Source organism: Streptomyces sp. NBC_01450 (assembly GCF_036227505.1).
Taxonomy (GTDB): Bacteria; Actinomycetota; Actinomycetes; order Streptomycetales; family Streptomycetaceae; genus Streptomyces.
Map to the genome: position 1 here is coordinate 3,555,060 of NZ_CP109480.1, position 13,335 is coordinate 3,568,394.

Annotated in this window: 11 protein-coding genes; 3 read left to right on the forward strand and 8 right to left on the reverse strand. The window is 71.1% G+C overall.

The genetic code is table 11. The annotated features are described in order from the left end of the window. Window positions 1–102: 102 nt before the first annotated feature. Window positions 103–1,500, reverse strand: a complete 1,398-nt coding sequence (locus tag OG568_RS15865; RefSeq protein WP_329532049.1) for a diaminobutyrate--2-oxoglutarate transaminase family protein — start codon at window positions 1,498–1,500, stop codon at window positions 103–105. Between the two features lie 404 nt (window positions 1,501–1,904). Here OG568_RS15865 and OG568_RS15870 point away from each other — a divergent pair, with 404 nt between their 5' ends. Further along, window positions 1,905–3,134, forward strand: a complete 1,230-nt coding sequence (locus OG568_RS15870; RefSeq protein ID WP_329532050.1) for a trypsin-like serine peptidase — start codon at window positions 1,905–1,907, stop codon at window positions 3,132–3,134. A gap of 111 nt (window positions 3,135–3,245) precedes the next feature. Here OG568_RS15870 and hflX read toward each other — a convergent pair whose 3' ends face one another. From hflX to miaA, 6 genes are all read right to left on the reverse strand, one after another. Beyond that, a complete protein-coding gene (gene hflX, locus OG568_RS15875; protein WP_329532051.1) occupies window positions 3,246–4,742 on the reverse strand; it encodes a GTPase HflX in 1,497 nt (498 codons plus the stop codon). A 214-nt stretch (window positions 4,743–4,956) separates the two neighbouring features. Continuing rightward, on the reverse strand, window positions 4,957–6,438 hold the full coding sequence (locus tag OG568_RS15880; RefSeq protein WP_329532052.1) for a M1 family metallopeptidase: 1,482 nt from the start codon (window positions 6,436–6,438) through the stop codon (window positions 4,957–4,959). A 67-nt stretch (window positions 6,439–6,505) separates the two neighbouring features. Then, complete coding sequence (locus tag OG568_RS15885; RefSeq protein WP_329532053.1) at window positions 6,506–8,821, reverse strand: RelA/SpoT family protein; 2,316 nt, start codon at window positions 8,819–8,821, stop codon at window positions 6,506–6,508. Window positions 8,822–9,057: 236 nt separating this feature from the next. Continuing rightward, window positions 9,058–9,927, reverse strand: a complete 870-nt coding sequence (dapF, locus tag OG568_RS15890; RefSeq protein WP_329532054.1) for a diaminopimelate epimerase — start codon at window positions 9,925–9,927, stop codon at window positions 9,058–9,060. A gap of 63 nt (window positions 9,928–9,990) precedes the next feature. After that, complete coding sequence (locus tag OG568_RS15895) at window positions 9,991–10,599, reverse strand: hypothetical protein (RefSeq protein ID WP_443077868.1); 609 nt, start codon at window positions 10,597–10,599, stop codon at window positions 9,991–9,993. Between the two features lie 102 nt (window positions 10,600–10,701). Then, window positions 10,702–11,640 (reverse strand): tRNA (adenosine(37)-N6)-dimethylallyltransferase MiaA, encoded by a 939-nt coding sequence (gene miaA, locus OG568_RS15900; protein ID WP_329532056.1) that lies wholly within the window; start codon window positions 11,638–11,640, stop codon window positions 10,702–10,704. Window positions 11,641–11,925: 285 nt separating this feature from the next. Between miaA and OG568_RS15905 the strand changes: the two genes are divergently transcribed. Further along, window positions 11,926–12,117 (forward strand): gliding motility protein, encoded by a 192-nt coding sequence (locus OG568_RS15905; protein ID WP_329532057.1) that lies wholly within the window; start codon window positions 11,926–11,928, stop codon window positions 12,115–12,117. A gap of 24 nt (window positions 12,118–12,141) precedes the next feature. Next, window positions 12,142–12,408, forward strand: coding sequence for an antitoxin (locus OG568_RS15910; protein ID WP_329532058.1), 267 nt, complete (start codon window positions 12,142–12,144; stop codon window positions 12,406–12,408). 202 nt (window positions 12,409–12,610) lie between these two features. Here the strand turns inward: OG568_RS15910 and OG568_RS15915 are convergent, their stop codons facing one another. After that, the gene (locus tag OG568_RS15915; RefSeq protein ID WP_329532059.1) at window positions 12,611–13,330 is read right to left on the reverse strand and encodes a class III extradiol dioxygenase subunit B-like domain-containing protein; all 720 of its coding nucleotides are present in this window, start codon (window positions 13,328–13,330) and stop codon (window positions 12,611–12,613) included. Window positions 13,331–13,335 lie beyond the last annotated feature (5 nt).

Below are 13,335 nucleotides of genomic sequence, written 5' to 3' on the forward strand. Positions count from 1 at the left end.
AGCTGGTCCGGCGTGGTGGAGCCGGTCGGGGCGAGGGCTGGTCCGGGGGGGAAACCGGTCGGGGCGGGGCTCCGTACGGCCCGCCCGCGGCGGTTCCCGGCCCTATCCGGCGTGCTCACCGGAGTCGGAACCCCGACCGTTCCCGGCCGTCCCGCCCAGCCCCGCACGCGCCACCGCCCCCACCGCGTCCGCCAGTCGGTCGAGCACCGCCGTCGCCTGTTCGTCACTGATCGTCAGGGGTGGGAGGAGGCGCACCACGCTGGCGCGGCGCCCGCCCAGCTCCACGATCAGACCGCGGCGCAGACACTCGCGCTGCACGGCGGCGGCGAGTTCGGGGGCGGCGGGCCGGGGGCCGTCGGTGGGGGTGTCGAACGGTGTCTCGGGGTCCACCAGCTCGACGCCGATCATCAGCCCGCGGCCCCGTACGTCACCGACGCAGGGAAACTCGCCCGCAAGTCCGCGGAGTTGGGTGAGCATGCGGGAGCCCAGGGTCGCCGCGCGCTCGGCAAGTCCGTTCTCGCGCACGTACGCGAGGGTCGCCGTGCCCGCGGCCATGGCCAGCTGGTTGCCCCGGAACGTTCCCGCGTGGGCGCCCGGTTGCCAGACGTCGAGGTCGTCGCGGTAGACGACGACGGCCAGCGGCAGACTGCCGCCGATGGCCTTGGACAGGACCATCACGTCCGGGGTGATCCCGCTGTGTTCCACGGCCCAGAAGGCACCGGTGCGCCCGACGCCGGTCTGGACCTCGTCCGCGATCAGGGGGATGGAGCGCGCCGCGGTGATCTCGCGCATCCGGCGCATCCAGTCGTCGGGCGCGGGGATCACCCCGCCCTCGCCCTGGACGGGTTCGAGGATCATTCCGGCGGGGCGCGGTACGCCGGACTTGGTGTCGTCGAGCAGGGACTCGGTCCAGCGCGCGGCGAGTTCGGCTCCGCGTTCACCGCCGATGCCGAACGGGCAGCGGTAGTCCTGGGGATAGGGCAGGCGCGCGACCCGTACCTCGGTCGCGCCCCCGGATGCTTCGAGCGCCCCCGCGGTCATCCCGTGATACGCGCCGGTGAACGCGAGCATCCCGGTGCGTCCGGTCGCCGCGCGCACCAGTTTGAACGCGGCCTCGACGGCGTCCGTCCCGGCGGGACCGCAGAACTGCACCCGCGCCCGAGCGGCGAACTCCGGGGGCAGCGTGCGGAACAGCTCGGTGGTGAAGGCGTCCTTGACGGGCGTGGCCAGGTCGAGGACGTGCAGCGGTGCCCCGGAGTCGAGGACTTTCCTGATCGCCTCCAGGACCACCGGGTGGTTGTGCCCCAGGGCCAGGGTGCCCGCGCCGGAGAGACAGTCGAGGTAACGGCGGCCGTCCGCGCCCTCGATGGTCAGCCCCCGCGCCCGCACGGGGACGATCGGCAGAGCGCGCGCATAGGTGCGGGCCGCCGACTCGCGCGCCGACTGGCGCCGCAGAATCCCCTCGTGCGCCGCGCGCGCCCCCTCGGACGCTCCGGACACCCTCTCCCGCGCCCCCTCGGAGGTCCCGGGCAACCTCTCTCGTGCCGCCCCGGACACGCCCTCCCGTGTCTCTTCGGGCTCTCGCCCCACCGGTACCACCGCAGACTCGGTCACGGCCACGACTTCAGGTCCTCCCGCTGTCCAGAGGCGAGTTGGCGGGGGGCTTCGAGCACAGACGGCAGGTCCCCCGTACGTACCAACGACGCGACTCGCTCGGGGAAGCGGGTGAGTCGAAGATCCTTGCCGTGACGGAACCGTTGCCGTTCCATGGGATGTCCCCCACAGCGAGCGCATAGTGTGTGGTGCCGTTCAGTGACACCGAACGACGCACCTGCGTCCCGTACTCAGGGACTCCGGATCGACGGATCCTGACAGGTTCTCTTACGTCCAGGGGGAGTTACACCATGCGATCCATACGCCCACCCTTCGCCGCCCGCCGAGGGAGGAACGCGCGCCGCAAGACCTCCCCCGTACTGGCCGTCGTCGGCCTGACGGCGGCGCTGGCGCTGACCGCCACCGGCTGCGACTCGGGTGACAGCACCGCGAGCGGCCAGGCCGGTGCGTCGGCGTCCCAGAGCGCCGACGGCAAGATCAAGATCCCGGACGACATCAAGAACAAGCTCAAAGAGCACGGGATCGACATCGACAAATGGAAGAGCGGCGCCTGGAAGAACTGGAACAAGGACGACTGGCTGCGCGAGGCCAACGACTTCGTCAACCCGATCATCAAGGGGCTGTGGGACCCGGAGCGGATGCGCGGCGCCGACGACCCGGACAAGAACAAGGGCGTCGACGAGAACGACCTCTCCGGTGACCAGGGCGTCACCGACGCCACTCCGCCCCCCGTGGCCGCGAAGGCCGTGAGCGCCGCCTACCACGACAGCGTGCCCGAGGCGGGCAAGGTGTTCTTCGACTCCCCCGAGGGCACGATGGTCTGCTCGGCGACCGTCGTCGAGGACCCGGCGCACCCGGGCAAGTCGAACCTCGTGTGGACCGCGGGCCACTGTGTCCACGCCGGCAAGAAGGGCGGCTGGTACCGCAACATCGCCTTCGTGCCGTCGTACAACGACGCCGGCAGGACGTCCGCCCAGCTGCAGAACGCCGCCAGGACGGAGGTCGCTCCGTACGGCGTCTGGTGGAGCGACGGGGCGCAGACCTCGGACCAGTGGATCGCGCAGGGCGGTTCCACCGGCGGCCAGGGCGCGTCGTACGACTTCGCGGTCCTGCATGTGACACCGGAGAAGGGCGGCAACGGCAAGTCCCTCGAGGAGACCGTCGGTTCGGCGCTCCCGGTGAACTTCAACGCTCCGGCCGTGCCGCAGGTCTCGAGCATCACAGCGACCGGGTACCCGGCGGCGGCTCCGTTCGACGGGCAGAAGCTGTATCAGTGCACCGACCGGCCGGGGCGGTTGTCGATCGCCAAGGCGGATCCGACGATGTACCGCATCGGGTGCACCATGACCGGTGGTTCGTCCGGCGGCGGCTGGGTGGCGACCGGGTCGGACGGCAAGCCCGCCCTGGTGTCCAACACCTCGATCGGTCCGGTCAGCGCGGGCTGGCTGGCGGGTCCGCACCTGGGTGCGGTCGCCAAGGGTGTGTACGACTCGGTGAGCAAGAAGTTCGCGAGCCAGTGAGCCGACGATCCGCAGGCCGGTGAGTCCGCGCGCCGCTCTCACCTTGCCACGGCGAAGGCCCGCCCCCTCTCGCAGGGGGCGGGCCTTCGTACGTCGCTCGGAAGCGAGGGGTTAGAGCGCGACCGGCGCCGGGACGTACGGCGTGAGGTCCGCGGCCAGTTCCTCGTGCACCCGCACCTTGAGCAGGGTGCCCTCCGGGGTGTGCTCCTCGGAGATCACCTCGCCCTCGGAGTGGGCGCGCGCGACCAGCCTGCCGTGCGTGTACGGGACGAGCGCCTCGATCTCGACCGAGGGACGGGGCAGCTCGTTGTCGATGAGCGCGAGCAGCTCGTCGATGTTCATCCCGGTGCGGGCCGAGACCGCGATGGAGCGCTTCTCGATCCGCATCAGCCGCTGGAGGACCAGCGGGTCGGCCGCGTCCGCCTTGTTGATCACCACGATCTCGGGCACGTCGGTCGCGCCGACGTCACGGATGACCTCGCGCACGGCGGCGAGCTGCTCCTCCGGCGCCGGGTGCGAGCCGTCCACGACGTGCAGGATCAGGTCGGAGTCGCCGACCTCCTCCATCGTGGAGCGGAACGCCTCGACCAGGTGGTGCGGCAGGTGGCGTACGAACCCGACCGTGTCGGCCAGGGTGTACAGCCGTCCGCTCGGGGTCTCGGCCCGGCGCACGGTCGGGTCGAGGGTCGCGAACAGCGCGTTCTCGACCAGTACGCCCGCACCGGTGAGGCGGTTGAGCAGGGAGGACTTGCCCGCGTTGGTGTAGCCGGCGATGGCGACCGAGGGCACCTTGTTCCTGCGGCGCTCCTGGCGCTTGATCTCGCGGCCGGTCTTCATGTCCGCGATCTCCCGGCGCATCTTCGCCATCTTCTCGCGGATACGGCGCCGGTCCGTCTCGATCTTGGTCTCACCGGGACCACGGGTGGCGAGGCCGCCGCCCTTGCCGCCGCCCATCTGACGGGACAGCGACTGACCCCAGCCGCGCAGCCTCGGCAGCATGTACTGCATCTGTGCGAGCGCGACCTGCGCCTTGCCCTCTCGGGACTTGGCGTGCTGGGCGAAGATGTCGAGGATCAGGGCCGTACGGTCGATGACCTTGACCTTGACGACGTCTTCCAGGTGGATCAGCTGGCCGGGGCTCAGCTCACCGTCGCAGATCACGGTGTCGGCGCCGGTCTCCAGGACGATGTCCCGCAGCTCGTTGGCCTTGCCGGATCCGATGTACGTGGCCGCGTCGGGCTTGTCGCGGCGCTGGACGACGCCGTCGAGCACGAGCGCGCCCGCGGTCTCCGCGAGGGCTGCCAGCTCGGCGAGGGAGTTGTCCGCGTCCTGAATGGTTCCCGTGGTCCACACACCGACGAGGACGACGCGCTCCAGACGGAGCTGTCGGTACTCGACCTCGGTGACGTCCTCGAGCTCGGTGGAGAGGCCCGCCACACGGCGCAGGGCCGCGCGCTCGGAGCGGTCGAACTGGTCGCCGTCCCGCTCTCCGTCGATCTCGTGGCTCCAGGCGACGTCCTCTTCCATCAGGGCATCGGCCCGAAGACCTTCGGGGTAGTTCTGCGCGAAGCTCTGCGCGTCCTGGGAAGGGGAAGAAGAGGAGGTCATTGGATCCTTACGTCGATGGGGACACCGATACGTCACTGCCGGTATCGATGGCGTCACTGGTGAAACCTGTTCGGCGACGGACACCACCCGTCACATACGAGAACGTCCGGGACCACCGGGAGATTCCCGGATTCCGCCGGGCCAACCCTCCGCGGGGCCGCGCCGCCGACCCGACGATGTTCGCACGGCACGGCCCGTCTCGTCACGCGAGTTCTCAGGCGCCCTTGCGTGCCTTCGGGGCGTCGCTCTTCCAGTCCGGGTGACCGGGCATGGGCGGCGTCTTCGTGCCGTAGACCCAGGCCCGGAAGAACCCGCTCAGGTCACGGTTCGCGAGAGTGGACGCGAGCCGCTCGAAGTCCGCGGTCGTGGCCGTGCCGTCCCGGTGAAGGGCGACCCAGGCGCGTTCCAGCCGCTCGAAGGCGGGGTGTCCGATCTCCTGGCGCAGCGCGTACAGGGCGAGCGCGGCCCCGTCGTAGACGCTGGGCCGGAAGATGCTGATCTTCTGTCCTGGCTTGGGCTCCTTGGGCGCTCCGGGCGGCCCTCCGGCGGCGCGCCAGCTGTCGGAGGCGCGGTAGGCCGCCTTCATGCGGGTCTCCATGGGCTTGTCCGCCTTCTCCTCGGCGTACAGGGCCTCGTACCAGGTCGCGTGGCCCTCGTTGAGCCACAGGTCGGACCAGGTGCGGGGGCTGACGCTGTCGCCGAACCACTGGTGCGACAGCTCGTGCACCATGATCGACTCGACGTACCACTTCGGCAGCGCGGGCTCCGTGAAGATCTCTCTCTCGAAGAGAGAGAGCGTCTGTGTCTCCAGTTCGAAGCCGGTCCGCGCCTCGGCCATCAGCAGCCCGTAGGTCTCGAAGGGGTACGGGCCGACCTTGCTCTCCATCCAGGCGATCTGGTCGGGCGTCTTCTTGAGCCACGGTTCGAGGAGCTCGCGGTCCTTGGTGGGCACGACATCGCGGACCGGCAGACCGTGCGGACCGTCGCGGTGCAGCACGCTGGAGCGGCCGATGGACACCTGGGTGAGTTCGGTGGCCATGGGATGTGAGGTGCGGTACGTCCAGGTCGTGGACTTTCCGGCCCGGTCCACCCCGGTGGGCAGTCCGTTGGCCACGGCCGTGTACCCGTCGGGGGCGGTGACGTGGATGGTGAACATCGCCTTGTCCGAGGGATGGTCGTTGCACGGGAAGACCAGGTGCCCGGCGTCGGCCTGGTTGGCCATGGCGAGGCCGTCCTTCGTCTGCACCCAGCCGCCGTCCCCGTTCCCGGTGGTGACCGGGTCGCTCGCGTGCCGCACGGTGATCCGCATCCAGCCGCCCGCGGGCACCGGATCCCTGGGCGTCACCACCAGGTCCTCCCCGGCGCTCGTGAACGTCGCCGGCGCCCCGTTCACCTCGACCGATCCCACCGTGCCGTGCGCGTAGTCGAGATTGACGTGCTCGAGCCGCTCGGACGTCACGGCGTCGATCGTGGTGACGGCCGCCAGCGGCTTGTCGTTGACGCCGGGGTAGGTGAAGGAGAGGTCGTACGCCTTGACGTCGTACCCGGGATTGCCCAGGTACGGGAAGAGGCGGTCACCGATGCCGAGCGGCGCGGCCGGGGACGGGGCACTCGCGGCGACGAGGCAGACCGAGACGGCGGAGGCGAGGAGCGCCGCCTTGATACGACGGTTCCTGGTGCGGGGGGTGAGCAGCATGGACCACCGCTACCAGCGCGCACCCGCCCCGCGGTGACGACTCGCGCCGGGCCCACCCGATCGGGTGCTACTGCGCGGCAGCCGCCGCGTGTTGCGCCCGGCTCACGTCGTACACGCCCGGCACGTTCCGCATCGCGCGCATCAGCCCGGGAAGGTGGGCCGCGTCCGGAAGTTGGAGCGTGTAGGTGTGGCGTACGCGCTGCTGGCTGGGGGGTTCCACGGTCGCCGAGACGATCGCGACGCCCTCCAGGGCGATGGCTTCGGTGAGGTCGGCGAGCAGATGCGGGCGCCCGAAGGACTCGGCGACCAGCGTGACCCGGCACTCGGCGGTGTCGCCCCAGCGCACTTCCACCTCCGCGCGCCCCGAGCTCTTCATGCGCGCCACTCCGGCGCACTCCACGCGGTGGACGGTCACCACTCCCCCGCGTACGGCGAAGCCGGTCACCTCGTCGGGCGGTACGGGCGTACAGCAGCCCGCGAGACGTGCGGAGGCGCCGGGCTGGTCGACGACGGCGTTCGCGGTGGCGGGGCGGGCGGTGTGGGTGCCGTTGGGGCGGGCGGCGGATGCGTCCGAGGGGCGGGTCGCGCGAGCCTCGACGGACGGCCTGGGGGCCGCGGCCGGGGTCTCGGTGGTGTCCGGGGCTTCCCGGACCGCCGGGTCCTGTGTGTCGGCGGGCGAGGGGTGCGCGGCCAGCCAGCGTTGGATGGCGATCCGCGCGGCGGGCGTGTGCGCGTGCTCCAGCCACTCTCTGGAGGGCTCCGAGGCCGGGTCCTGGCCCATGAGGAGCTGCACGGTGTCGCCGTCCTTCAGGACCGTACTGAGCGTCGCCAGGCGGCCGTTGACGCGGGCGCCGATGCAGGCGTGCGCGTCCTCGCCGTACTGGGCGTACGCGGCGTCCACACAACTGGCGCCCTCGGGAAGGCCCAACGCGCCGCCGTCGGCGCGGAAGACGGTGATCTCGCGGTCCTGGGCGAGGTCTTCGCGCAGCGTGGACCAGAACGTGTCCGGGTCCGGAGCGCCCTCCTGCCAGTCGAGGAGCCGGGAGAGCCAGCCGGGGCGGGTGGGGTCCACCCGCTCGCCGTCCACCGGGCGTCCGCCGACGCCGTCCGGCCGGCCCTCGGACTGCTCGTCCGGCTGCTCCTCCGTAGGCGGAGCGTAGGGATTGCCGAGTGCGATGACCCCGGCCTCGGCGACCTTGTGCATCTGGTGGGTGCGGATGAGCACTTCGGCGATCTCGCCGTCGCCGCTCGCGACGGCGGTGTGCAGCGACTGGTACAGGTTGAACTTGGGGACCGCGATGAAGTCCTTGAACTCCGAGACGACCGGAGTGAGACAGGTGTGCAGTTCGCCGAGGACCCCGTAGCAGTCGGCGTCCTCGTTCACGAGCACGAGGAGGCGTCCGAAGTCGGCGCCCCGCATGGGGCCGCGTTTGCGGGACACGCGGTGCACGGAGACGAAGTGCCGTGGCCTGATGAGTACTTCGGCCTGGATCCCGGCGTCGCGCAGGACCGCGCGCACCTCTTCGGCGATCTCGGCGAGCGGGTCGCTCGCGCGTGAGGCGTTGTCGACGATCAGTTCCCGGGTGTGCTCGTACTCCTCGGGGTGCAGGATCGCGAAGACGAGGTCCTCGAGCTCGGTCTTGAGCGCCTGGACGCCGAGCCGTTCGGCGAGCGGGATCAGCACGTCTCTGGTGACCTTGGCGATGCGCGCCTGCTTCTCGGGGCGCATGACGCCGAGCGTGCGCATGTTGTGCAGGCGGTCGGCGAGTTTGATCGACATCACACGGACGTCGTTGCCGGTGGCGACCAGCATCTTGCGGAACGTCTCGGGCTCGGCGGCCGCCCCGTAGTCCACCTTTTCCAGCTTGGTGACGCCGTCGACGAGATAGCAGACCTCGTCGCCGAACTCCTCGCGCACCTGATCGAGCGTCACTTCCGTGTCCTCGACGGTGTCGTGGAGCAGGGAGGCGGTCAACGTCGTGGTCTCCGCGCCGAGTTCGGCGAGAATCAGGGTCACGGCGAGCGGATGGGTGATGTACGGCTCACCGCTCTTGCGCATCTGGCCGCGGTGCGAGGACTCCGCCAGCACATAGGCCCGGCGCAGCGGTTCCAGGTTCGCGTCGGGGTGGTGGGCTCGGTGCGCCTCGGCCACGTGGCCGATCGCGTCGGGCAGCCGGTCGCGGGATGTCGTGCCGAGCAGCGCGGCACGGCCGATGCGGCGTAGATCGATCCGCGGACGGCTCTTCTTGCGGTGCGATGGGGATACCCCCTGCTCATGGGGGTCCCCCCGCTCGAGCGAAGTCGAGAGTGGGGGAGAAGCCGAGAGCTTGGGGGAGGGCGTTGCAGGGGCTGGCGTCGCGGGGTTCGTCGCCTCCGCACTCATGGGCACCTCCGGCTGCGTAGACCGGCGGACGGGGTGCCCCAGGGCGTACACGGCACAGGGGTTGGTGTCGATTCCCCCGTCCGGGCCGGTGCTTGATGCTACCGAGCCCACCACGCCCGGCTGACCGCCTCTCGCCGAGCGTGAAACGGATCACCCATTCGAGCGAAGGTTCAGGGGGTTTACGGACGCGAGGTTTTGGAAGGAACGAGGGTTACGACATCGTCCGGGACGTCCACTCAGAGCTGGACGGTGTCCAGCCACTCCGCGTCGAGCTCGCCCTCGGCGACGATCACCGCGGGGCCGGTCATCTCGATCTCGCCGTCCGGGTGCTCGGTGATCACCAGGCGGCCGCCGGGCACGTCGACGGTGTACGTCGACGGAGTGCCCGTCACGGCCGGGTCGGCGCCGTCACGGCGGGCCGCCGCGACGGCCACGGCGCAGGCGCCCGTGCCGCACGAGCGGGTCTCCCCGGAGCCACGCTCGTGGACGCGCACGGCGACGTGACGCGGCCCCCGGTCGACCACGAATTCGACGTTCACCCCGTCCGGGTACGCCGCGGCCGGAGCGAACGGCGGCGGCGTGTAGAGGTTGCCGGCGTGCGCGAGGTCGTCCACGAAAGCGACGGCGTGCGGGTTGCCCATGTTGACGTTGCGCGCGGGCCAGCTGTGCTCGCCGACGCTCACGGTGACGTCCCCTTCGGGGAGGACCGCCTTGCCCATGCCGACGGTGACGTCACCGTCCTTGGCGAGATGCACGCTCTTCACGCCCCCGCGGGTGGCGACCGCGATGTCTCCCTCGGTCACATGTCCGGCGCGCTGGAGGTAGCGCGCGAACACCCGCACTCCGTTGCCGCACATCTCCGCGACCGAACCGTCGCCGTTGCGGTAGTCCATGAACCACTCCGCCTCGGCCGCCATCTCCTGGGCCTCGGGGTGCGCGGCGGACCGTACGACATGCAGCAGACCGTCGCCGCCGATGCCCGCGCGGCGGTCGCACAGGGCGGCCACGGCGGTCGGGGGCAGGTCGATGGCGTTCTCCGGGTCCGGGACGATCACGAAGTCGTTCTCGGTCCCGTGTCCCTTGAGGAAGGCGATCCGCGTGCTCATCCCTCGATCCTACGGGGTCGGTCCGACACCCCGGTCCCGCTGGGGCCCCGGCCGAGGCGGGCCTCAGCGAAGGCGGGCGACGCGCCCGACGGCGAGCACCGCCACCACCGCGACCACCACGACGTACGCGAGCACGACACGCCAGTCCAGGCGGCGGCCGGAGCCGCGCGGCGGAAGGCCCGGCCAGGTGTAGCCGACCCGGCGGGCGGCCATCATGCCCCAGCCCGCGGCGCACGAGCAGATCAGCAGGCCGAGCATGGCGACCACCGCACCGCCGTCACCGAACTCGAAGGCCAGCGGGAAGGCGAACATCAGCGAGCCCGTCGCGGCCAGGATCACGATCGGCGCGAGCTGCCAGATCCGAAGTCGACGCTGCGGGCGCAGTTCGACCTCGACCTCGGGCTGCACCATCTCGTCCGGTTCCGGTCCGTCGGCGGTCACGCCGCCGACAGTCTCGTCGGGCCCGTCGGAACTCAGCGGGGCCCCGTCGGAACTCAGTCGCTCACCGTCGCCGTTCAGCCGCTCGCCGTCGTCGCTCAGTCGGTCTCCGTCAGTGCTCAGACGATCGATGACGAGGTCCTGACGTTCGAGCGGCTGCTGCGGCTGCTGCTCTGGCGCGGTGTCGTGCTCCGCGTCCTGTGCGGTGTCGCGAGGGCCGGCCTCCATCACCACGCACCCTCCCAACTCGGACTCCACTTGGTCGATCGAAGCTCGATGATGGCACGACGCCGGAGGCCCGGACGGCGGCCGGGGCGTCCCGATGCCATGACGTGATCAGGCTGTGACCGGTCGTTCGACCAACGCCAGCGCGAGCCGCGGGAGTTCCGTGAGATCCGCCGCGGCGCCGCTCAGCCAGTGCACCCGGGGATCGCGCCGGAACCAGGAGTCCTGACGCCGGGCGAAGCGTTTGGTGGCGCGTACGGTCTCGGCGCGCGCCTCGGCGTCGGTGCACTCCCCGGCGAGCGCCGCGAGCACCTGCTGGTACCCGAGCGCACGCGATGCCGTACGCCCCTCGCGCAGGCCCTCCGCCTCCAGCGCGCGCACCTCGTCGACGAGCCCCGCCTCCCACATGCGGTCGACGCGGCGCGCGATGCGCTCGTCGAGCTCGGGGCGCATGACGTCGACGCCGATCTGCAGGGTGTCGTAGACGGAGTCGTGGCCGGGGAGGTTGGCGGTGAAGGGTTTTCCGGTGATCTCGATGACCTCGAGGGCGCGGACGATACGGCGGCCGTTGCTGGGCAGGATCGCGTGCGCGGCCTCCGGATCGGCCATGGCCAGACGCGCGTGCAGCGCTCCGGAGCCACGCAGCGCGAGCTCCTCCTCCAGCCGGGCCCGTACCTCGGGGTCGGTGCCGGGGAACTCCAGGTTGTCGACGGCTCCGCGGACATACAGCCCGGAGCCGCCCACCAGGATCGGCCAGCGGCCCTCGGCGAGCAGCGCGTCGATGCGGGCGCGGGCGAGCCGCTGGTACTCGGCGACGCTGGCCGTGACGGTCACGTCCCAGATGTCCAGGAGGTGGTGCGGAATCCCGCCGCGCTCCTGCGGCGTCAGTTTGGCGGTACCGATGTCCATCCCTCGGTACAACTGCATGGAGTCGGCGTTGACGACCTCGCCGCCGAGCCGTTGGGCGAGGTAAACGCCCAGATCGGACTTTCCTGCGGCGGTCGGTCCTACGACGGCGATGACCCGGGGGGCGGGGGGTGCGCTACTCACCGCCCCAGTCTTGCAAACGTCGGGGCCTCTCCTCGAACGAGCTACGTGACGTCACGGGCCCGGGGTCGTTGCCAGTTGCGAGGTTCCAGCCGCCGGTTTTCGAGAACCGGTGACCCGTGCGACGCAATGGGACGCACCGGGTGACGCGGGATTTCGCTCTCACGAGTAACGTATGGAGTGGATATGGGCGTTTTTGCACGACTTCTTGGAAGGTCGAAGGCTACGGAGGAGGCGTCAACCGCCGCGGTGCAGGTCGACACGCGAACGGCCGATACCGAGGCGGAGGTGACGGAGGAGGCCAAGGGTTCGTCCGAGAAGTCCGAGGGCGCCGAGAGCCCGGGGGGCTCCGCGGACGAAGGCGGGGCCGCGGCGACCGAGCCCGCGGAGGCCACCGCCAAGGACGACGTCGAGATCCCCCAGCAGCAGACCGCCGAGAAGGCCGCCGACAACGAGGCCGGCGAGAACGCCCGCACGTAACTGTCCCGCGAGGGAAGGTGGACCATGAGTCTCCTGGACAATTTGAAAGCCAAGCTGGCACCCGCCAAGGACAAGGTCTCGGACCTCGCGCAACAGCACGGGGACAAGGTCACTCACGGTCTCGACAAGGCCGCGAAGGTGGTCGACGAAAAGACCAAGGGCAAGTACAGCGACAAGATCCAGACGGGCACGGGCAAGGCGAAGGGCGCCATGGACCGACTCGCCCACCACAAGGAGACCGGCGACGCCACACCGCCGCCGGACGCGCCCCCACCGCCTCCGGCGCCCTGAAGGGCATACATCGGTATCGCAGTACGGGTATCGCAGTACGGGTATCGCGTGATCGGTATCGCGTGATCGGTGTCGCATGACCGTTACACGTACTCGTGCGCGCAGGCACACATCGGCGGACGGCCGCGGAGCACACCGGGCTCCCGGCCGTCCGCCGTGTCCGGGCTCGGTACCGTCGGCCCACCGCTCTCCCGGCTGAGCCCTAGGACCAGGCCGCCACCACGTACCCCACCCCGTACGGCGCGTCCTCGTACAGCAGGGCACCGCCCAGGTCCGCGCCCTCGGCCGCGCCGGCGAGGACCTGCCAGGGGGCGCGTCCGGAGACCTTCAGTTCGTACGCCAGCTCGGCGTCCAGCGCCTTCAGGGCCGCCACGTCCGCCGCTCCCAGCGCCCGCGCGACCTCCTCGTCGAAGCCCGCCGCGCGCTTGTCGAGATAGCCGGGCGCCTTGAGCGTGCGGCACGCGCTCGCGTCGCCCATCACCAGCAGGGCCACCCGGTCGGCCCGCGTGACGATCCCCGCTCCGGCCTGGACGCACCGCTCGGCCTCGAGAGCTTCCCCCACGCCGAGCCCTTCGACGGGGGCGTCCGACCAGTCCGTGCGCTCCAGCAGCCAGGCGGCGACGGCGAGCGAGGGCGGAAGCGGACGCTCCGCCGCCCTGGGAAGCGACACGCCTTCCCCGAGGCGTACGTCGAGGTCCACACCGAACCCGTGGAACGAGCCCGGCGCACCCTCCGGGTACGGCCCGCGCCCGCTCTGTCCGGCGGGCCCGACCACGACCAGCAGGTCGGGGCGCGAGGCGGCGAGCACGCCCAGGGCGTCCGTGCAGGCGGCGCGCGCGGCGGCCAGCTCCGGTGCCGCACCGGCGGCGACCCGGGGGACGAGCAGCGGCGGACAGGGGCAGACTGCGGCGGCTACAAGCATGATCG